The sequence below is a fragment of the Actinomycetota bacterium genome, from assembly GCA_018333515.1.
Taxonomy (GTDB): domain Bacteria; phylum Actinomycetota; class Aquicultoria; order Aquicultorales; family Aquicultoraceae; genus Aquicultor.
Map to the genome: position 1 here is coordinate 1 of JAGXSZ010000008.1, position 19856 is coordinate 19856.

General features: G+C 55.0%; 15 protein-coding genes and 1 rRNA gene. 5 read left to right on the forward strand and 11 right to left on the reverse strand.

Going from position 1 to position 19856, the window contains the following annotated elements:
* The 3 genes from KGZ93_02370 to KGZ93_02380 all read right to left on the reverse strand — a co-directional run.
* Window positions 1-572: ribosomal RNA gene (locus KGZ93_02370) — 16S ribosomal RNA — on the reverse strand; the annotation flags it as partial.
* Between the two features lie 761 nt (window positions 573-1333).
* Entirely contained in the window at window positions 1334-2587 is a 1254-nt protein-coding gene (locus KGZ93_02375) for a tyrosine--tRNA ligase (protein ID MBS3908472.1), read from the reverse strand.
* A gap of 585 nt (window positions 2588-3172) precedes the next feature.
* Entirely contained in the window at window positions 3173-3571 is a 399-nt protein-coding gene (locus KGZ93_02380) for a hypothetical protein (GenBank protein ID MBS3908473.1), read from the reverse strand.
* A gap of 363 nt (window positions 3572-3934) precedes the next feature.
* On the opposite strand from KGZ93_02380, the gene KGZ93_02385 reads away from it, so the two are divergent.
* Window positions 3935-6364, forward strand: coding sequence for a PBP1A family penicillin-binding protein (locus KGZ93_02385; GenBank protein ID MBS3908474.1), 2430 nt, complete (start codon window positions 3935-3937; stop codon window positions 6362-6364).
* A gap of 122 nt (window positions 6365-6486) precedes the next feature.
* Here KGZ93_02385 and ruvB read toward each other — a convergent pair whose 3' ends face one another.
* The 7 genes from ruvB to mutM all read right to left on the reverse strand — a co-directional run bounded on the left by ruvB (window position 6487) and on the right by mutM (window position 12295).
* On the reverse strand, window positions 6487-7518 hold the full coding sequence (gene ruvB, locus KGZ93_02390) for a Holliday junction branch migration DNA helicase RuvB (protein MBS3908475.1): 1032 nt from the start codon (window positions 7516-7518) through the stop codon (window positions 6487-6489).
* A 78-nt stretch (window positions 7519-7596) separates the two neighbouring features.
* Window positions 7597-8193 (reverse strand): Holliday junction branch migration protein RuvA, encoded by a 597-nt coding sequence (gene ruvA / locus KGZ93_02395; GenBank protein ID MBS3908476.1) that lies wholly within the window; start codon window positions 8191-8193, stop codon window positions 7597-7599.
* On the reverse strand, window positions 8177-8689 hold the full coding sequence (ruvC, locus tag KGZ93_02400) for a crossover junction endodeoxyribonuclease RuvC (GenBank protein ID MBS3908477.1): 513 nt from the start codon (window positions 8687-8689) through the stop codon (window positions 8177-8179). Before ruvC ends, ruvA begins: the two co-directional genes overlap by 17 nt.
* A 421-nt stretch (window positions 8690-9110) precedes the next feature.
* Window positions 9111-9857, reverse strand: coding sequence for a YebC/PmpR family DNA-binding transcriptional regulator (locus KGZ93_02405; protein ID MBS3908478.1), 747 nt, complete (start codon window positions 9855-9857; stop codon window positions 9111-9113).
* The gene (gene pdxT, locus KGZ93_02410) at window positions 9857-10423 is read right to left on the reverse strand and encodes a pyridoxal 5'-phosphate synthase glutaminase subunit PdxT (GenBank protein ID MBS3908479.1); all 567 of its coding nucleotides are present in this window, start codon (window positions 10421-10423) and stop codon (window positions 9857-9859) included. Before pdxT ends, KGZ93_02405 begins: the two co-directional genes overlap by 1 nt.
* Window positions 10424-10435: 12 nt before the next feature.
* The gene (gene pdxS, locus KGZ93_02415) at window positions 10436-11320 is read right to left on the reverse strand and encodes a pyridoxal 5'-phosphate synthase lyase subunit PdxS (GenBank protein ID MBS3908480.1); all 885 of its coding nucleotides are present in this window, start codon (window positions 11318-11320) and stop codon (window positions 10436-10438) included.
* Window positions 11321-11467: 147 nt separating this feature from the next.
* A complete protein-coding gene (gene mutM / locus KGZ93_02420) occupies window positions 11468-12295 on the reverse strand; it encodes a bifunctional DNA-formamidopyrimidine glycosylase/DNA-(apurinic or apyrimidinic site) lyase (GenBank protein MBS3908481.1) in 828 nt (275 codons plus the stop codon).
* Window positions 12296-12488: 193 nt separating this feature from the next.
* On the opposite strand from mutM, the gene KGZ93_02425 reads away from it, so the two are divergent.
* The 4 genes from KGZ93_02425 to KGZ93_02440 all read left to right on the forward strand — a co-directional run bounded on the left by KGZ93_02425 (window position 12489) and on the right by KGZ93_02440 (window position 18473).
* On the forward strand, window positions 12489-13190 hold the full coding sequence (locus KGZ93_02425; GenBank protein MBS3908482.1) for a rhomboid family intramembrane serine protease: 702 nt from the start codon (window positions 12489-12491) through the stop codon (window positions 13188-13190).
* A gap of 222 nt (window positions 13191-13412) precedes the next feature.
* Window positions 13413-15494 carry an elongation factor G gene (gene fusA / locus KGZ93_02430; GenBank protein MBS3908483.1) on the forward strand — a complete coding sequence of 694 codons (2082 nt, stop codon included), beginning with the start codon at window positions 13413-13415 and terminating at the stop codon, window positions 15492-15494.
* Window positions 15495-15596: 102 nt separating this feature from the next.
* Window positions 15597-17324, forward strand: coding sequence for a SulP family inorganic anion transporter (locus KGZ93_02435; GenBank protein MBS3908484.1), 1728 nt, complete (start codon window positions 15597-15599; stop codon window positions 17322-17324).
* Between the two features lie 162 nt (window positions 17325-17486).
* On the forward strand, window positions 17487-18473 hold the full coding sequence (locus tag KGZ93_02440; GenBank protein MBS3908485.1) for an arsenic resistance protein: 987 nt from the start codon (window positions 17487-17489) through the stop codon (window positions 18471-18473).
* Window positions 18474-19025: 552 nt separating this feature from the next.
* Here KGZ93_02440 and KGZ93_02445 read toward each other — a convergent pair.
* Entirely contained in the window at window positions 19026-19286 is a 261-nt protein-coding gene (locus KGZ93_02445) for a helix-turn-helix transcriptional regulator (GenBank protein ID MBS3908486.1), read from the reverse strand.
* Window positions 19287-19856: the final 570 nt, after the last annotated feature.

A 19856-nucleotide genomic window follows, 5' to 3' on the forward strand; every position in this document is an offset into this window, starting at 1 on the left:
CTTTACGCCCAATAAATCCGGACAACGCTTGCCCCCTACGTATTACCGCGGCTGCTGGCACGTAGTTAGCCGGGGCTTCTTCTATAGGTACCGTCACCTTGCGGCTTCGTCCCCATTGAAAGAGGTTTACAATCCGAAAACCGTCATCCCTCACGCGGCGTTGCTGCGTCAGGCTTTCGCCCATTGCGCAAAATTCCCCACTGCTGCCTCCCGTAGGAGTCTGGGCCGTGTCTCAGTCCCAGTGTGGCCGATCACCCTCTCAGGTCGGCTATCCATCGCAGCCTTGGTAGGCCATTACCCCACCAACAAGCTAATGGACCGCGGGCCCATCCTAAACCAGCGGACTTTTCGTCACAAAGACATGCGTCTTCGTGACCTCATCCGGTATTAGCCCCGGTTTCCCGGAGTTATCCCAGGGTTTAGGGTAGGTTACCCACGTGTTACTCACCCGTTCGCCGCTGAGCGCTTTCTCAATCCACTCCGAAGAACTTCATGAGACTGCTCCGCTCGACTTGCATGTGTTAAGCACGCCGCCAGCGTTCGTCCTGAGCCAGGATCAAACTCTCCGTTGAAATTGTGTGCGGCCACAAGAACCGCAAACTTATTCTTAAAGAGCCTGAAAGCTCGTTAAAAAACATGTAAACTTGTCGCTCGCTTATCCCAGGAGTTTGCACCCCCGCGAAAGCGAGCTGACGGGTATCACGCTTAAAAGCGTGATGTGTTAATTCATCTTTACCTTACTGGCATTTCCACTGTTCAGTTTTCAAAGACCAAGAAGTCAACAACAGACGGTACTTTACCACGCTGTTTTTCGCGTGTCAACCATCCTTAGACAAAAAAATTCGCTGTGGAGTTTTTATCTCACACAGCGACAAGTAAAACCACATGGTTGCTTTTGCAACCTTGCTAAGGTTCTCTACACTTGTCGCCTCCGAGATAAATTGTAAGCAATATCCCACAACTCCACGGACAAATAATATTGCCTGCCGCACCGGCAGCATAAATACTATACCACCGGGCACACTTGATGTCAATCGATTCGCTCCGAATTATTGACCCGTTTCGAACCTTTTTTCGCGTGCCCTACGGCCTTGCATAGAGTACTTTACCACGTCCAGATTAATAGTCAAGTACCCTCTCGCAAAAACTTACGGAATGCCGCAAATAAAGTGTTTAGCCAAACCGGGAGGCTGTGTGCCCAGAGAGGCGCACTCGATTACTATCGGCGCGAAGTCGCGCAGTATTTAGCAGAATTTACCAGGATATTTTATCGGTGGGCTTCAGACGCACGGAATGATTTGTGCGCACGGCGCCCATTAATAGTTATACGCATTTAGACGCTAACTTTTGCGATACGCCGCTTGCCTGCCTGAAGGATGTCTCCACTCTTAGGTGAGACTTCGAGGTTGGGGTCGGTGATTTGCTCGTCGTTGTACTTGACGGCGCCGCCTTCGATGAGCCGACGGGCTTCGCCGTTGCTCTTCGCAAAACCCGCCGTGGTCAGGAGCTTGACTATCCATACGCCTCCGCCATCGGCTAGCATGTCGGATGTGACCAAAAGCTCGGGGATATCGGCGCCGATTGCGGCAAGGCGCTCAGCCGCCGTCGCCCCTTCTACCTTCTTAAACTTGGCGTCGAAGATGCCCTCGGCCTCCTCGGCCGCGTCAGGCGAGTGGTAGAGCGCGATAATCTCTTTAGCTAAACGCCTCTTTATAGCATTGGGATGGAGCGACCCGTCCGCGAGCGCATTCTCGAGCGCGTCGACCTCGTCGCGAGAGAGGTCGGTGCAGAGGCGGTAGTAGCGGACCATCACGTTATCGGGAATAGACATCAACTTGCCGAACTGCTCGTCGGGGGCCTCGGTGAGGCCGATGTAATTACCCTTGGATTTGCTCATGCGCACAACGCCGTCGGTTCCTTCGAGTATCGGCATGGTGATGACCGCTTGCGGTTCCTGCTCCGCCCAGCGCTGAAGGTCGCGCCCGGCTAGCATGTTGAACTTCTGGTCGGTGCCGCCTATCTCGACATCGCTCTCGAGTTCGACCGAATCATAGCCCTGCATAACGGGATAGAGTAACTCGTGGAGGCTGATTGGCGCCTGTGTGGAAAAGCGCTTCGAGAAGTCGTCGCGTTCGAGCATGCGCGCCACCGTAAACTGCGCGCAAACCTTAAGCACCCTGTCAAAGGGCATCGTTGCGAACCAGCGGCCGTTGTAGTCGAGGATGGTCTTGTCGCGGTCGAGAATCCTGAAAGCTTGGCTTGTGTAGGTCTTCGCGTTTTCATCGATGACCTCGGGTGAGAGCTGCGGCCTGGTCGACGAGCGCTCTGTGGGGTCGCCTACTCGCGCGGTGTAGTCGCCGATGAGAAGTTGGACGGTGTGGCCCAGCTCTTGGAACTGGCGAAGCTTGCGCAGGGTGACGGCATGGCCGAGGTGAAGGTCGGGTGCGGTGGGGTCGACACCGTATTTTATCTTAAGCGGTATGTTCGTCTCGATGGCCCGCGCCAACTTGGCTTTGAACTCATCGAGCGGGACTATCTCCTCCGCGCCGTCTTCTATTATATAGAGCTGTTCCTCAACCGATTTCATCCCAACCCCCACGCACGCGAATCACTATTTATATGCATATGCAATTAAAACATAAGAAATCGTACCACCTGTTTTTGGATATGTCCAGCTCACGCATGATAGTTTAGAGCAAATACTGACCGGGGTGTACCGAACTTCGACAGTTAGTAGACAAACGTCGCCCCAAACAGGGCATTATTAAGCAAGGTTACCCGTCTTACGAGCCAACCTCGGTTCGCTTCGCGCTATGTTCCAAGTTTCCCCTTGAGGCTTCCTTCAGACCCCACCGTTGCCAGTGGCGCCCTTGCCCTCAGGTTGTCTTCCCACTAGTGAGGCGAGAGGGTTTCTTTCGACTCATCGGCGTTGACAGACATGCCGGCGCGACGGCGGCACTTAAGAGTGAGGGAGAAAATCTCCCTCACTCGAATGAAAACCCAATGGTCTATTATGCAGGAAACAAAAATATAGTTTATTTCTTTGCAGAGTTGTTCTGCACTTTATTGTACCAAACACCGCTATCAACATAGACGACAGCAAAGGCGCTTGCTGGTAGCGTAGCTACTAGGGTTGCGATTAGCAAAGCAAATAGAATCATCCTTTTCATCATTACTTTACCACCTCCACTGCCTTGTCCTTGTCCTTGATGCCTGCTTCTTCCAAGAATTTCTTAGCGGGATCATCATGCACTTTCTTACCATCAACCTCAACTAGAACATAGTTGCCATCTTTATCCTTATACATACCGATAGATTTTTTAGCGCTTTTTGCAAGTGCCTTATCCTCTGGAGATAACTTTTCAATGCGTTCTGCAAGTGGCTCTACTGCATAGCTGCCGGTTGCGGCATCTGGTTGCGTTGGCAGTACTATTCTTTCTGTTGCACTTACGCTTACTTTTTGCTCTTTGGCTTGGGTGAACACTCCGTGTTTACCTTGCACAAGGGCAAACACGCCAACGATAACTACAATTACTACTACTACGCCCACAAAGACTCTAACCCTTTTCATGCCGCCTCCTTACCTAATTTGGTATCCAAAACACACCTGCTTAGTCTTTAATAACAGAGTATTTGTTTTTATATAGTACAAGCTCGATTATCTCTTTTTGCCTACGCGTTAATGGATGAGACATAATATTAATGCTATCACAACCTACAAACCTACGTCACTTCCTTGACTTATGCGGTGATAAAACACAGAAAATCGCACCACCTGTTTTTTTGGATATGTCCAGCTCACGGTAGTTTAGAGTAATTACTGCCTAAGCGTGTCCTTCGCGGGCTTCAATCGCCCCAGAATCCTAGCCCCTGAGCAATCCCGTTATGTTATAATCCAGCAAGGTAAAGCATAAAGCACAATGCCGGTGGAGTAATGTCTCGATCGAGAATCAAAAGAGCGAAGAAGCGCACTCATCGCAAGCGTAAGGCCCACATCATCGTAGCGCTCGCCGTATTGACTATAATCCCGATAATCCTGGTGAGCCTCGGAGGCCTGGTCGCCGCGGCGGCGGTCTTTACCAACCTCCCAAAGATCAACAACCTCGGCGAAGTCCAGGACTGGCAGACTACTAAGGTGTACGCGGCGGACGGGACGCTCCTCACCAACCTCTATTACGAGCAGGATCGTGTAAGCATACCCCTCTCCGAAATCCCGATCCACATGCAGCAGGCCGTAATCGCCATCGAGGACGAGCGGTTTTACAAGCATAAAGGGTATGACCCGGAAGCCATCGGACGCGCGTTTTTTACGAACCTGTCGAGCGGACAGCTCCTCGAAGGGGCAAGCACTATAACGCAACAATATATTAAGAACACTGCTATCAGCCGCGAGAAGACCTTCGACCGCAAAATTAAGGAGGCCTACCTCGCGTACCAGCTCGAAGAGAAATATACGAAAGAGCAGATACTGGAGAAGTATCTCAACACTATATACTTCGGCCATAGCTGGTATGGGGTCGAGACGGCGTCGCTCAATTATTTCGGCAAGAAGGCCAAAGACCTGACACTAGTCGAAACCTCGCTCCTCGCCGGCATAATCAAGTCCCCGAACAGATTCTCGCCGTACTCGAAACCGGTCGAGGCAAAGGCACGCCGCGACCTCGTCCTGGCGCAGATGGCGCGCCTTAAGTTCATCCCGAGCGAACAGTACGAACAAGCCACGAAAACGCCGATGCAAGTCAAGCCGATAAGCAAACCATCGACGGTCGCGCCATACTTCGTCGAAGACGTCAAGCAGCGGCTCATCAAGGAATACGGGGCCAACATCGTCTTCAAAGGCGGCTTGCGCGTCTACACGACCATCGATTTGAAGATGCAGAAACACGCCGAAAACGCCGCATGGTCTATCCTGAACAGGCCGACGGACCCATCGGTCGCGCTGGTGGCGATAGAGCCGAAAACAGGCTATGTGCGGGCGATGGTGGGCGGAAAGAACTTCGAAGAGAGCAAGGTCAACCTGGCATTGCGCCGCCGTCAGCCCGGTTCGGCCTTTAAGACATTCGTCTTTGCTTCGGCAATCGAAAACGGTATCTCGCCCTACCAAACATACAGCTCATCCCCGGCGCTCATCGACATCCCGGGAAGCACGCCCTGGAAGGTCAACAACTACGTCGAAGGAAGCGGCGGACCGCCTATGAATATCCAAGAAGGACTGGTCAAATCGGTAAACACCGTATACGCGAGACTAATTATGGACGTAGGTGCGGAAAACGTCGTGGAGACCGCGCGAAAAATGGGCATCTCCAGCCAACTCAACCCGAACCCGGCGATAGCGCTCGGGGGGCTAACCCACGGGGCAACGCCGCTCGATATGGCGAGCGCGTACGGGACGCTGGCCGACGGCGGCAAACACACAAAGCCGATATCGATCATCAAAATAACAGACGCGACCGGAAACGTCATAGCAGAGACAAAACCCAAGCCGGAGCAGGTCATAAACGAGGCTACCGCCTTCCTGGTAACCGATGTTCTGGAAGACGTCTTGCGCAGGGGCACGGGAACCCGCGCGAGGATAAGCAGGCCGGCCGCGGGCAAGACGGGGACCGGCCAGGAATATAGGGATGCCTGGTTCTGCGGTTACACGCCCGACCTTTCGGTTGCCGTATGGGTGGGATATCCCAAGGGCCAGATATCGATGAAGAACGTCCACGGGATACGCGTTTCGGGAGGCTCCTTCCCCGCGCAGATATGGGGCAAGTTCATGTCGAGCGCCCTTAAGGATAGGCCGTACTCGAACTTCACCAAGCCTAAGGGCGGTATCGATTATACGAGCGTCTGTTCCGAAACCGGCTTGCTCGCCAATAGATACTGCCCGGATATCGAGAAGCGACCGTTCCTAAGCGAAAAAACGCCGAAAAAGAAGTGCGATAAACACGCCAAACCGAGCATTACGGAGATACCGAATGTCGTCGGCCTCAGCGAGAAAGAGGCCGTGGAGCGCCTTGAAAAAATACACTTCGGCTACGCGGTCATGTATGCTGTCGACAACCACGCGCCGCGCGGCATGGTCGCGAGCCAGACACCGGCGGGCGGCGAACGGGCGCGCCAGGGCGCCACAATTCAGATTGTCGTGAGCGCGGGTTCGACCGAGCAGAAGATAAACGTTCCTGATTTGGTGGGGCTGGACGAGGAGCAAGCCAGGGATAAGTTGCAGAAGGTCGGCTTGAAGGCTATCGATATCACCGCGACACCCTTTATAGAGGCGAAGGACAAACGCGACAAGGTCATCTACCATAACCCGGCGGTCGGCACCGAACTCGAATACGGCCAGTCGGTGACGATTTACATCAACAGGAAGCGTTAAGGACTCCGCTGAAGACCGATAGTTTATTTCAGGGCTAAGGCCCTGAAAGCGAGCGCAGAGACGAGACCTAAGCTACGAGAGACCCCGGAGCCGCAAACGGCCCTTTACCACTCAATCGCCCGTTAGAAGAGCTGGTTCTCGCTCGATTGACCGGCGGCATTTGAATTCTCAAGCCCTAAATGCCGGCAGGCACGCTCGGTGGCAACGCGGCCGCGCGGTGTGCGCTGGATGAACCCGAGCTGCAAGAGATACGGCTCGTAGACATCCTCCAGCGTCTCGGTCTCCTCGCCGATAGACGCGGCGAGCGTGTTTAAGCCCACCGGGGCGCCGGCGAACTTCTCGATGAGAGTATGGAGTATCTGGCGGTCGGTCCGGTCGAGGCCGAACTCATCTACCTCCAAGAACGCGAGCGCCTTGTCGGCGATATCTTTGGTTATGTGGCCGTCACCCTTCACCTGCGCGTAATCGCGGACCCGTTTTAGGAGCCGGTTGGCGACGCGCGGCGTTCCCCGCGAGCGCCGCGCGACCTCTAGCGCTCCGGCGGAATCGATGGCGACATCCAAAATCGCCGCCGAGCGCTTGATTATCTCATCCAACTCATCGTTTGCATAGTAGTCGAAACGACAGTTTACGCCGAAGCGGTCTCTCAGCGGTGAGGTTATCAAACCCTGCCTCGTCGTCGCGCCGACCATGGTGAAATGGGGCAGCTCCAGGCGGAGCGAGCGCGCCGACGGGCCTTTTCCGATGATGATATCAAGTTCGAAGTCCTCCATCGCCGGGTAGAGTATCTCCTCGACCTGGCGGTGCAGACGGTGTATCTCGTCGATGAAGAGCACATCGCTTGGCTGCAAGTTAGTAAGGATGGCCGCCAAGTCACCCGCCCGCTCGATTGCCGGCCCCGACGTCACCTTGATTCCGACGCCGAGTTCGTTTGCGATGATGCCCGCGAGCGTCGTCTTACCCAAGCCCGGGGGGCCGCTGAGCATAACGTGGTCGAGCGCCTCGCCGCGATTTTTCGCCGCCGCGATAAAGAGGTCGAGCGAATCTTTGACGCGCGCCTGCCCGATAAACTCATCGAGGCGCTTAGGCCTGAGGGTGCGCTCGTAATCGACGTCTTCTTCGGTAAAGGATGTGCTGATAATCCGGTCGTCCATATTGCTCCCTATCTATGCGCGCGCGGCTGCCTAATAAAAGACAGCGTTTAGCGGTTATCATATCTTATGTTTTAGATTCTATGTTTTAGCAAGCCGCTTTAGAGCGTGCTTCACCAACAGCTCGACAGTGACAGCCTCGCCGTCGGGCGCAAACCCGTCCAGAGCTTTGCGAGCCTCCTGCGACGAGTATCCGAGGCTCAAAAGCGCCCCGCGCGCCTCGTCAAAGGCCGAACGGTCTTCTTTGGCCACCGCGCCCATCAGACCCGTCTCCGGCAACGTCAGCTTCTCTCTCAACTCAAGAACGAGGCGCTGCGCGCCTTTCTTCCCGATACCGGGAATCGATGTGATGAGCGCCACGTCCTCGTTTATTATCGCATGTTTGAGCGAATCGACATCGAAAGCCGAGAGTACCGCAAGCGCGACCTTGGGGCCGATGCCGCTTACCCCTATCAACCTCTCGAAGAATTCGCGCTCGGGCGCGCTCGCGAACCCGAAGAGCTGGAGCGCGTCTTCGCGCACATGGAGGTAGGTGTATATAAAGACCGGTTCGCCCAGGGACGGCATCGTCGTCAGCGAATTGTTCGACATCGCGAGCCTGTATCCCACGCCGGCCACGTCCACTTCCACGGAGCCCGAACTCTTGTCTTCGAGCCGTCCCCTAAGAAACGCTATCATCCGGCACTCTCCTGGTAATTTCATTTGCCTTGTGCGAGTGCGCGTGGCAAATCGCCAGCGCCAGCGCGTCGGCGGCATCGTCCGGTTTGGGGATTTCAGTAAGGTTGAGAATGGCTTTTACCATCTGCTGCACCTGAGCTTTCTCGGCGCGCCCATATCCGACGACCGCCTGTTTGACCTGAAGCGGCGTGTATTCGGCGACCGGCAGGCCACCATCGGCCGCCACCAGCAAGCAGACCCCGCGCGCCTGACCCACCGCGAGCGCGGTGCGCACATTTACGTTGAAAAAGAGCTGCTCGACGACGAAACAATCCGGGCGATGCCTGGCGATAAGGTTCTTCAAGCCGTCGTAGATTTGCTGGAGGCGCACCTCGGCCGCGGTCTTGGCGTCGGTTGCGACGATGCCGTAACCCTGGACCTTAAAGCGGTTCCCTATGTGTTCTATGACGCCGTAACCGGTAGTGGCGGTTCCCGGGTCAATGGCGAGAATTATCATCGTCTGCCCCGTCTTTGACTATGTTAGGTTTGCATGTTGGACAAAATCTGCTAATGCTTCTTCAATGTTTAATTGTAATGTAAATAGATGGGCGAACATAGCCCGGGAATCAGTGAGCGAGCCTACGCCCCACTGCTAATGCTCGCAATAACGATTGAGCATTTATGCGAACATCTGTTTGATTGTAGCAAAAAAATAGGTTGGCGCCAACGGGGTGGGCTGTTTTTGGGGTTGCCGGTTGTAGGCATTGCAGCGAATCCACGGCGATTAAGAAAGCACCAGCTTCTATATTGGTGCCATTATCTAATAACGTCTACATGAACAAACTGTTTGGTTTTAACGCATTGGCGTTACGGTGTCTGGTGTTTTAATTCGCATCAGACGTTAATATTAAAACACTGCAATGAAACAGCTCAAACCCCTACGCCAACTCCTCCAGCACCTCTGCCGGGATGTCGAAGTTGCCGTAGGCGTCTTGGACGTCGTCGTTGTCGTCCAGGGCGTCCATGAATCTTAAGACCTTGGCGGCCTCGTCTTTGGTGAGCGCGACGGGGGTCTTGGGGATCATCGATATCTCGGAGAGGGTGACGGGTATGCCGTGCTCTTCGATGGCCTTCTTGACGGCGTTAAGCTCGGTGGGCTCGGTGGTTATCTGCCACTGGTCGCCTTCGTCGGTCATGTCCTCGGCGCCTGCTTCGACTGCAAAGGTAAATAGCTCGTCCTCGGCGATGGGGTGGCTTTTGTCGACCGCGATGACGCCTTTTCTGTCGAACATCCAGCCCACGGAGCCGGACGCGCCCATATTGCCGCCGTATTTGGTGAAGACGTGGCGGACATCCGAGGCGGTGCGGTTGCGGTTGTCCGTCATGACGTCGACCATGATGGCGACACCGGCGGGGCCGAACCCCTCATAGGTCAGCTCCTCGTAGTTGACGGCCTCAAGCTCGCCTGCGCCCTTCTTCACGGCCCTGTCTATATTGTCGGCCGGCATACTGTAGCTTCTGGCCTTCTCTATAGCATTGGCGAGAGTCGCGTTCATGTCGGGATTGCTGCCGTTGCGGGCGGCAACCATTATCGCCCGGCTTAGCTTTCCGAAAAGCTTGCCGCGCTTGGCGTCCTCCCTGCCCTTTTTATGTTTGATTGTCGCCCACTTAGAATGCCCTGACATCAAGACTCCTCTATCATGTCCAGGAAGTATTTGTGTATGCGCACGTCCCCGGTGAGTTCGGGGTGAAACGCCGAGACGAGATACTGGTTCTGCCTCGCCATCACCTTGATATTATCAAATTCGGCAAGCGTTTGGACACCCTCGCCAATCGCTTCTATCCGCGGGGCGCGGATGAAGACCGCCCTGAAGGACCCAATGCCCGCTATATCGAGGTCGGCCTCGAAGCTCTCCCTCTGCCTGCCGAACGCGTTGCGGCGCGCCTCGATATCCATCAAGCCCAAGAGCGGCTGACCGCCTTCGGCGATTCGCTTCGCCAAGAGTATCATGCCGGCGCAAGTCCCGTAGATCGGTTTGCCGGCCTCGCCGAACGCGCGCACGGCATCGATAAAATCGTATTCGACCATCAATTTGCCGATGGCCGTGCTCTCGCCGCCGGGTATGATAAGCCCCGCGATGTCATCGAGTTCGCGGGGCCGCTTGACGGCGACCCCGGTCGCGCCAAGCGCTTCGATATGCCGTATGTGTTCGCGCACCGCACCCTGGAGGGCCAGCACGCCGATTTTGATATTCTTCAATGTCTACCAGCCGCGCTCCTGCATCATCTCGGCCCGCGGAATCTGGCTTATCTCTATGCCGACCATCGGCTCTCCGAGGTCTTTCGAGATTTCAGCGAGTAGCGCGGCGTCGGCGAAGTGCGTCGTCGCTTGGACGATGGCTTTGGCCCGCTTGGCCGGGTCGCCGCTTTTGAAGATGCCGGAGCCGACAAAGACACCGTCCGCGCCGAGCTGCATCATCAGCGCCGCGTCCGCCGGTGTGGCGATGCCTCCCGCCGAGAAATTGACGACCGGGAGCCGCCCGTTATCGCGGACCCATTTGATGAGGTCGTAAGGGGCCTGCAAATCTTTGGCCGCCGCGAAGAGTTCTTCTTCGCGCAACCCTTTCAACCAGCCCACCGCTTCGTTGACCGAGCGCATGTGGCGGACGGCCTCGACGATATTGCCGGTTCCCGGCTCGCCCTTGGTGCGAATCATCGCCGCTCCCTCCGAGATACGGCGGAGCGCCTCGCCCATATTGCGGCAACCGCATACGAAAGGCACTTTAAAGTCCCACTTGTTGATGTGGTGCTCCTCGTCGGCGGGGGTCAGAACCTCGCTCTCGTCGATGTAGTCGACGCCGAGCGCCTCGAGAATCTGCGCCTCGACAAAATGGCCGATGCGCGCTTTCGCCATGACGGGAATGGTCACGGCTTCGACAATCTCGGCGATCTTGGTCGGGTCCGCCATGCGGGCGACGCCGCCGGCAGCCCTTATATCCGCAGGAACACGCTCGAGCGCCATAACGGCGACCGCTCCGGCCTCCTCCGCGATTTTTGCCTGCGACGCGTCGGTGACGTCCATGATGACGCCGCCTTTGAGCATCTCAGCCAGGCCGGTCTTTACTCGTTGCGTTCCGGTTTCCACCATTTATTCATTCTTCCTTTCAATGTTGGGCTATTTACGGCGACCTCAATCGCGGCAATCTAGGTCATAGGCCGGATTAATTCCCATCATACAAGAATAAATACCAGGTCGCAACTGCATACATTTGAGCGAAAGGCCAAAAACGGCCTGCTATTTCTGGCAGTGCGAACAGATGTGAGTCCCGCGCCCCGCGACCTTTATCTTTTCGACGACGCCGGGGCAACCGCCGGGGCACGGCTTTCCGGTCTGCCCGTAGACGCTGAGAAGGTTGTGGTAATTGCCGGGGTTGCCGAATAAGTCAACGAAGAGCGAGAACGAACTTCCCCGCTCGGCGACGGCGCGGGTAAGAATAGAGCGGATGCCCTCATACATCCGCGCACTCTCGGCGGCGCTGAGCGAGCCCGCGCGACGCAGCGGGTGGACGCGCGCGTAAAAAAGAATCTCATCGACGTAGATATTGCCGAGGCCGGCGACGAACGACTGGTCGAGAAGGAGCGCCTTGATGCAGGCCCGGGGCCTGCGCGCCAGCCGCTCCCCGAAGACCTCGAGCGTGAAATCATCGGCCAACGGCTCCGGCCCCAAGTGGGCGAATTCGGGCGCTTGCGTAACGTCCGCCCCGGAGAGCAGTTTGACATAGCCGAAGAGGCGAAAGTCTTTATAGCGTAGTTCGTAGCCGTTATCGAGGACGAAGACGACTTGGGTCTTCTCCTTCCGCTCGATGCCGGCCGGCCGGTACAAGAGCGAGCCCGCCATCATCAAATGAAAAAGGAGTGTATCGCCCGATGACAGGTGGAGCATGATGATTTTGGCTCGCCTACCCGCCCCGGTTATGGTGGCGCCTTCGACTCGCCGGGCAAACTCGGTTGCGTCCATGCGCAGAACCCGCTCGACAGCGATGTCGACCCCGGTGATTCGCAGGCCGACCACCGTATCTTCCAGTTCGCGTTTGATAGTCTCGGTCTCCGGCAGCTCGGGCAAGGTATCCCTTCTTGGTTCGGTTGAGGTTATGCCTTACAGTATATCTATTGGATGGGCGCAATATCCAGACTATCGAGTATCTTCCCCATAAGAAGCGGCCGATAACGGATAAGCGCTCGGGGAGCTTTCATGTTAAGCTCTTAGTGCTTGGGGAATATAATCGTATGCAAAGATAAACCGATTCGGAGGCGGCATGTTATTACCCATCCGCGATGAAAACCCTACGCGGCGGTTTCCTTATCTGACAATCGCGCTGCTCATTATGAACGTGGCGGTCTTTATCGTCATGCTGCGGTTGCCCGACGAAGCCGCGGTCAACACCTTTTTCGCCGCGTATGCGATGTACCCGCATGCGGTCGTGACGGGAATGCCGGTGACCGCGGACTCCATCGAACCGGTCTATCTTACCATCTTCACCTCTATGTTCTTGCACGGGGGTTTTCTGCACATCGCCTTTAATATGTTATTCTTGTGGATTTTCGGGAACAACATCGAGGACGCGCTGGGGCGCGGCAAGTTTCTCGTGTTCTACTTCGCGACCGGGGTCGCGGGCGCACTCGCCCACATCCTGACCGACCCCAACTCGGTCATCCCGACGGTCGGGGCGAGCGGGGCGATATCCGGGATACTCGGCGCATACCTTATTCTCTACCCCAACGCGCGCGTCCTGACAATCGTTCCAATCTTCTTTTTCATACAGATAATACGCCTGCCCGCCATCGTGCTCATCGGGTTTTGGTTTTTGCTCCAGCTCCTTTCGGGCATCTTCGAACTCGGACTCGGGACGGACGGGGGCGGAGTCGCGTACTTCGCGCATATCGGAGGCTTTGTCGCGGGGGTCATCCTCGTGCTTTTGATGACAAAACGCCGCGGGCGACACCCGTACCTTTCGTAGTATCAAGAGACGAATTTTAATAAAAATTTTTGCGTAACGGCACGAGTCTGAGCTATTCTATTATTTAGCGCGAAAAACTCGCACAAAATTGCACAAGTATAGCTGTAGAAGCGTTCAAACTTTCATCTTATCTCAGCAGTATTCTAGGCCCACTCACCACTAGGTGGTTGAATAGTATGCGACAACTCTCAAAGAATGAGAGCCTAAGGGGAGGAGATAGTATTGAAGAAGTATACAACGGCAAACATTCGAAACATAGGCCTCGTCGGCCACGGCGGATGTGGGAAGACCACGCTGACCGAGGCCCTGCTCTTTACCAGCGGCGCTATTAACCGCTTTGGAAAAATCGACGAGGGCAATACCACATCCGACTACGATCCCGAAGAAATCAGGCGTCAGTTCTCAATCAACGCCTCCCTTGCGCCCTGCGAGTGGAACAAGCACAAAATCAACATAATAGACACACCGGGTTATACCGACTTCATCGGTGAGGTCTACGGTGCCCTGCGCGCGGTCGACATCGCCGGCGTCGTCGTCGACGCCGTCTCGGGCCTCGAGGTCCAGACCGAGCGCGTCTGGGCAATCGCCGACGATTACGGCCTGGCCAAGTTCGTAATCGTCAACCGGCTCGACAAAGAGAACGCCAACTTCGGCGAGGTGATGAGGGTACTCCAAGAGGTCTACACCGACAAGGTCACGCCCCTGCAGCTCCCAATCGGAAACGAAGCTGACTTCAAGGGCGTCGTCGATGTCTTGGACCAAAAAGCGTACACGACCGCTGGAGACAAGACGACCGCTGGTGACGTCCCCGCCGACATGGCCGACGAGGTCGCCGCCGCGCGCGAAGCGCTAATCGAGCGAATCGCCGAGAGCGACGACGCGCTCATGGAGAAGTACCTCGAAGAAGGCGAACTCTCCCCCGCCGAGATAAAGTCGGGCCTTAAAGCCGCAATCGCCTCGGGGCAAGTCATCCCGGTGACCTGCACGGCGGCGGTCGCATCCGTCGGAATCGAGGCCTTGCTCAACGCTATCCTCGATTATCTGCCCTCGCCCGAAGAGGCCGGGGCTATTAAGGGCATCGGCGTAAAGAGCGGGGATGAGATCGAAAGAGAGCCGTCCGAGTCCGAGCCGCTTACGGCGCTCGTCTTTAAGACCGTCGCCGACCCGTATGTCGGGAAGCTCAACTACTTCAGGGTCTTCTCGGGAAGCCTTAAAGCCAACTCGACCGTACATAATGCCGAAAAAGCATCGAAAGAGCGCGTCGGGCACGTCTTCGCCGTACGCGGCAAGACACAAGAAGACGTCGAAGCGGTACCGGCCGGCGATATCGGCGCGGTCGCAAAACTCGCCGACACTATGACGAGCGACACCCTCTGCGACGAAGGCAGGGCGATAAAACTCCCGCCAATTAAATTCCCCGACCCGGTCATATCGGTGGCGGCCGCCGCCAAGACCAAGGGCGACGAGGAAAAACTCGGCACCGCCCTCAACAGGGTCGCCGAAGAAGACCCGACGCTTTCCGTCCGAAGGGACACCGAGACGCACCAGACCGTCCTCTCCGGCATGGGCGATATGCACCTCGACATCATAACCGAGCGGGTCAAGAGAAAATTCGGCGTCGAGGCCGTCCTTTCGGCTCCGCGCATCCCTTTCAAAGAGACGATCAAGGGCGAGGCGTCGGTTCAAGGGCGCCACAAGAAGCAGTCCGGCGGGCGCGGCCAATTCGGAGACGTTTGGGTCAAAGTCGAGCCGACCCAGCGGGGTGAGGGTTTCGAGTTTGTCGATAAAATCGTCGGCGGCGTCGTGCCCCAGCAGTACCGCCCGGCGGTCGAGAAAGGCATCCGGGAGGTCATGGAGCACGGCATCATCGCCGGTTATCCGGTCGTCGATATCAGGGTGACGCTCTATGACGGCTCGTACCACGCCGTCGACTCATCGGAGATGGCCTTTAAAATCGCCGGTTCGCTCGCGATTAAAAAAGGTTTCACAGATGCTAAGCCGATTCTCCTGGAGCCTATCATGAAGGTCGAGGTCGTCGTCCCGGAGCAGTATATGGGCGATGTCATCGGCGACCTCTCCAGCCGCCGGGGCAAGCCGCTCGGCTCCGAGTCGCGCGGGCGAAACATCGCGGTAAACGCGCTCGTTCCCTTGGCCGAGATGGCGACCTACGCGAGCACGCTGCGCTCGATATCGTCAGGCCGCGGCGCCTATCACATGGAGTTCGACCACTACGAGGAAGTCCCGAACGAAACGGCCAAGAAGATAATCGAGGCCTACGAGAAAGAGCGGGCCGCGGGGTCGTAGAGCGGCTGTGGCGATAAAATAAAAGTGCTAAGCAATATAACATTCAGAAGTTGAGGAGGCGGCAGCTGGTGTCGCCTCCTTTTGAAAATATATTGGACCATTATGAAATTATTACCGTTCATCGCTTGGCTTAAAAACTATAAAAAAGGCTATCTGCCTCGGGATTTAATAGCCGGCATCACTATCGCCGTCGTGCTTATTCCCCAGTCGATGTCCTACGCCATGATAGCGGGCATTCCCCCGGTATACGGGCTCTACGCGGCCGCCTTGCCTCCGATAATCGCCGCCCTCTGGGGTAGGTCGAGCCTGCTGGCCACGGGTCCCGTCGCCATGGTAAGCCTCCTGGTCTTTACCTCCATTATCCCGTTCGAAAAGCCGGGCAGCCCCGAGTTTATCTCCATAGCGATAATGCTCGCGTTAATGGTCGGCGCCGTACAAATTTTAATGGGCGTTTTTAAGTTGGGCTATCTGATGCGATTCGTTTCCCACCCCGTGATTGTCGGGTTCACCAATGCCGCCGCCATTATCATCGCCGCCACACAGGTCAAGCATATTCTGGGCATCGAGGTTAGAGGCAGCGAATTCATATTTCAGTTGTTCCTTGAGATAGGCAGAAACCTGGCCGACACGAATCCGTATACGCTGGGAATCGGAACTCTCTCTTTTATCATCATAATAACCGGCAAAAAGATACACGATAACTTTCCCGGCGCCATGGTCGCCTCGATAGCAACCGGCGCCCTCGTCTATCTTGCCGGACTGAACGACCTCGGCGTAAAAATCGTTGGCGAAATCCCCGCGGGCCTACCAACGCCCGCGTTGACCCTGGTAAACTTTGAGACCGCGGCACGCCTAGTCGGCCCAGCCCTGGTTATAGCGATAATCGGGTTCATGGAAGCCCTCGCGATCGCCAAGACCGTCTCGAAGCAAATTCACGAAAAGGTCGATGTCAATCAAGAGCTGATAGGCCAAGGCGCGGCCAACACCGTCGGTTATCTGTTCGGGGCATACCCGGTAAGCGGATCGTTCTCAAGGACTGCCGTTAACCTACAGATCGGCGGTAAAACCGCGTTATCGAATGTCTTTTCCGGTCTGGCGGTAATAATAACGCTCTTGTTCTTTACATCCGCGTTTTATTACCTCCCGAACGCGACGCTTGCCGCTATAGTCATGTCCGCCGTCATCGGCCTGGTAAAACACACTCAATTCATCAAGCTTTACAAGACCAACAAGACCGATGGTGCGGTCGCCTTTATCACCTTCATATTCGCCTTCATAACCAAGCCCGATTACGCCATATTCATCGGGATAGCGGTCTCCTTGATATTGTTCCTGTGGGCATCGATGAGCCCCCGCGTCGTCGTATTGACGAGAAACCCCAAGACCGAGATGTTCGAGAATGCCGAGATATCCCATCTGCCGACTTGTCCGCAGATACTCTTCGTTAGACTTGATTCCTCGATATACTTCGCGAACGCGGAATATATTACCGAAGATTTGCTCAAGAAAATAAGGGGTGGGGTAAGCGGTCTCAAGTATGTGCTCTTAGACATGGAGGCCGTCAACCATATCGACGCGACCGGGGTCGATGAACTAACTTCGCTGTTATCCGAGATAAAAGCGCTAGGGCTGGAGCTTTATTTTGCGAATATAAAGAAACCGGTAAAAGAAGTTCTGACCAATTCAACTTTCATAAAGCTCCTGGAGCACACGTGTTGCCTCGACTCCAAGGGAGATTCTATCGCGATGCTCTTTGAGGCGCTCGACCACGACTACTGCAAGAACAGATGCCCCTATCGAGTCTTCGAGGAATGCGCGGCCGTAAAATAATTTTTCTACAGTCGAACATCGATAGTCGAACACATCCGGCGAGATGAAATAGTCGCGCCGGCCGCTTCGAAGCGGAATTTGACTCGATACCCCCGGAGGGCTTATAATACCCCCCAGGGGTATTTTTATTTGGTCTATTAACTATAATGGAGGAGTGATATCGTGCGAATCTTATTAACGAGGGTCTCCAGACACCTTGTCGTCCTCATACCCGCGTCGATGCTGCTCGGTTTTGCCGCCGGGCTGGTGTGGGACGTCTCGTGGTTCAAAAGCCTGGTTTTACCGGCGACATTTCTTATGATCTATCCTATGATGGTCAACTTCAAGCCGCAGGCCGCGCTCTCGATGAAAGATAGTAAGCCCGTGGCCGCATCGCTCGTACAGAACTTCGCCATCATCCCGCTCATCGGATTCGGGCTGGGAAGCCTCTTCTTTGCCGATAGGCCGGAGCTATTTATCGGGCTTATCCTGGCCTCTCTCTTCCCGACGAGCGGTATGACGATTTCCTGGACGGGCTTTGCTAAGGGTAATGTCGAAGCGGCGGTCAAGATGACCGTTGTCGGCCTGATAGTGGGCGCGCTCGTCGCACCATTCTACCTGCAAGCATTAGCGGGCAAGCTGATACCGGTAAACATCACGGAAGTATCTCTGCAGATTCTGCTTATCGTCTTCCTGCCGATGATTCTCGGTTGGGCCACACGGAAAAGCCTTGTCGAAACCGTCGGTAAGGTGGCGTTCCAGAAGAAATGGGCACCGATATTCCCCGGCATCAGCACCATAGGGGTGCTCGTCATCGTATTTATCGCTATCGCGCTCAAAGCTAAAGGACTCGTCGCATCACCCGACGTGCTCCCTGCGATACTCGTCCCGTTGGCGATATTTTACGCCATCAACTTCTTGCTCAGCACTGTCGTAGGCAAGCTGTTCTTCGATAGGGATAACGCCATCGCTCTGGTTTACGGCACGGTCATGCGAAACCTCTCGATTGCGCTCGGCATCGCGGTTACCGCGTTCGGGCCACAGACCGCGCTGGTGCTCGCCGTTGGCTATATAATCCAGGTCCAGGCGGCCGCATGGTATGTCAAATTCACTCCGTCGGTCTTCGGCCCCGCGCTAGAGGAAGTGCGCGCGTCTTCGTCCGCCGCGTAGCTCCCCAGTACTTAGGTCCCATTAGCACAACTGAAAAGCGCCCCTTGGGGCGCTTTTCAGTTGTGCCGATTCCGTTGTTCTTAACATTACCCTCATGGGATGTTCACTCTTTTATACAGCACTGGCCACGCTAGTCGGCGTCGCCAGTCACGCCACTTTGAAATCGCTTGTTCATGTTATTGTTACATTTGTTTATTTTACCATTACATATGCCATTCTAGCGGCAGTGTTTATTATTTTTTAACGATATCACCAGCATGCTCACCTCGCGAGCCAATAGCACTACCATCTACCGCTAGCGCCGCCGCCACCGGAGCCGCCCACGAAAAGCGCCGATACACCACAAAGTGACAATCGGCTCTTTTAGCTATTTGTAAATTGCATACGCAAACTTGGAAATTAAAATAAAGCCTTTTACTGTCTTGCTCAGGACCGAGCCGTTTTAAGTCGTGCTCAGGACTATAATCCTTTGCCTTCGCAACAATGCGCCACCGGACGCAACATGTATTTCTTCAAGTTGACACCTCCCGCCTTTAATTCATTCTACGTAACTCAACTCTTATTTTCCTGTGTATCCGTCAAACCGTGGAATAGGTCGGCACAACATGAAAACCTGCTGAAGTAGCCCGCAAGGTGGCTTCGCAGATTGCGCGTGTTCAGCGAGTATAGTACTTGCTGCCCTTCCCGGCGACCATGAACCAACCCAGCGTTTCTTAGAATCATGAGGTGTTTCGAGACCGTCGGCTGCGACGCTCGTATCGAGCGCACAATATCATTTACACACATCCGCTCTTGCTTCTCTAATAATGACAAAATTTTTTGCCTGGTCGGGTCAGACATGGCTTGAAAAAATATCACCCTCGACCTTACGGTTCGCATTTATGCCCACCCTTAATATTGTGTTATGCCTATATTGGCATATTAACATAACTCGGGGATTTTGCAACTCATATTTTATCTTTCGTCTCCGCGCTCGCTTTCAGGGCTTTAGCCCTGATAATCGAATATGCGTGACCGCTATCAGCTAAAGAACTTAAGCTACGATCAATTAAAGTCCCTGGTCGCGAGGTTGCTATTTTTGAGTTGCAAAATCCCTGTGACTAGTGGTTAACGGCAACACGATATTAAATGCCGGTTTACGGGCATTTCCCGGCACAGACTCAAATCATACCACTATATGCCGGCTGCAATACGAAGAGAAACCGGGGGCTACAGCGTGTGCAAACACTAAGGAATGTGCGCTCGACCGACTAACGGATTTCTCGTTAGGTATGCCAACGCGCCACTATCAGGCGTGTTCAGTTTTATGGTACAAGCGTTAAGAAAAGCATTACGCTTGTTAATTAATATGAAACATGCTAGTCTGCCAGCCGAAATCCGACA

Bases quoted from the DNA above. Each gene is read 5' to 3' on its own strand.
- KGZ93_02375 (MBS3908472.1), bottom strand. From the start codon at position 2,587: ATGAAATCGGTTGAGGAACAGCTCTATATAATAGAAGACGGCGCGGAG.
- KGZ93_02380 (MBS3908473.1), bottom strand. From the start codon at position 3,571: ATGAAAAGGGTTAGAGTCTTTGTGGGCGTAGTAGTAGTAATTGTAGTT.
- KGZ93_02385 (MBS3908474.1), top strand. From the start codon at position 3,935: ATGTCTCGATCGAGAATCAAAAGAGCGAAGAAGCGCACTCATCGCAAG.
- ruvB (MBS3908475.1), bottom strand. From the start codon at position 7,518: ATGGACGACCGGATTATCAGCACATCCTTTACCGAAGAAGACGTCGAT.
- ruvA (MBS3908476.1), bottom strand. From the start codon at position 8,193: ATGATAGCGTTTCTTAGGGGACGGCTCGAAGACAAGAGTTCGGGCTCC.
- ruvC (MBS3908477.1), bottom strand. From the start codon at position 8,689: ATGATAATTCTCGCCATTGACCCGGGAACCGCCACTACCGGTTACGGC.
- KGZ93_02405 (MBS3908478.1), bottom strand. From the start codon at position 9,857: ATGTCAGGGCATTCTAAGTGGGCGACAATCAAACATAAAAAGGGCAGG.
- pdxS (MBS3908480.1), bottom strand. From the start codon at position 11,320: ATGGTGGAAACCGGAACGCAACGAGTAAAGACCGGCCTGGCTGAGATG.
- KGZ93_02425 (MBS3908482.1), top strand. From the start codon at position 12,489: ATGTTATTACCCATCCGCGATGAAAACCCTACGCGGCGGTTTCCTTAT.
- KGZ93_02435 (MBS3908484.1), top strand. From the start codon at position 15,597: ATGAAATTATTACCGTTCATCGCTTGGCTTAAAAACTATAAAAAAGGC.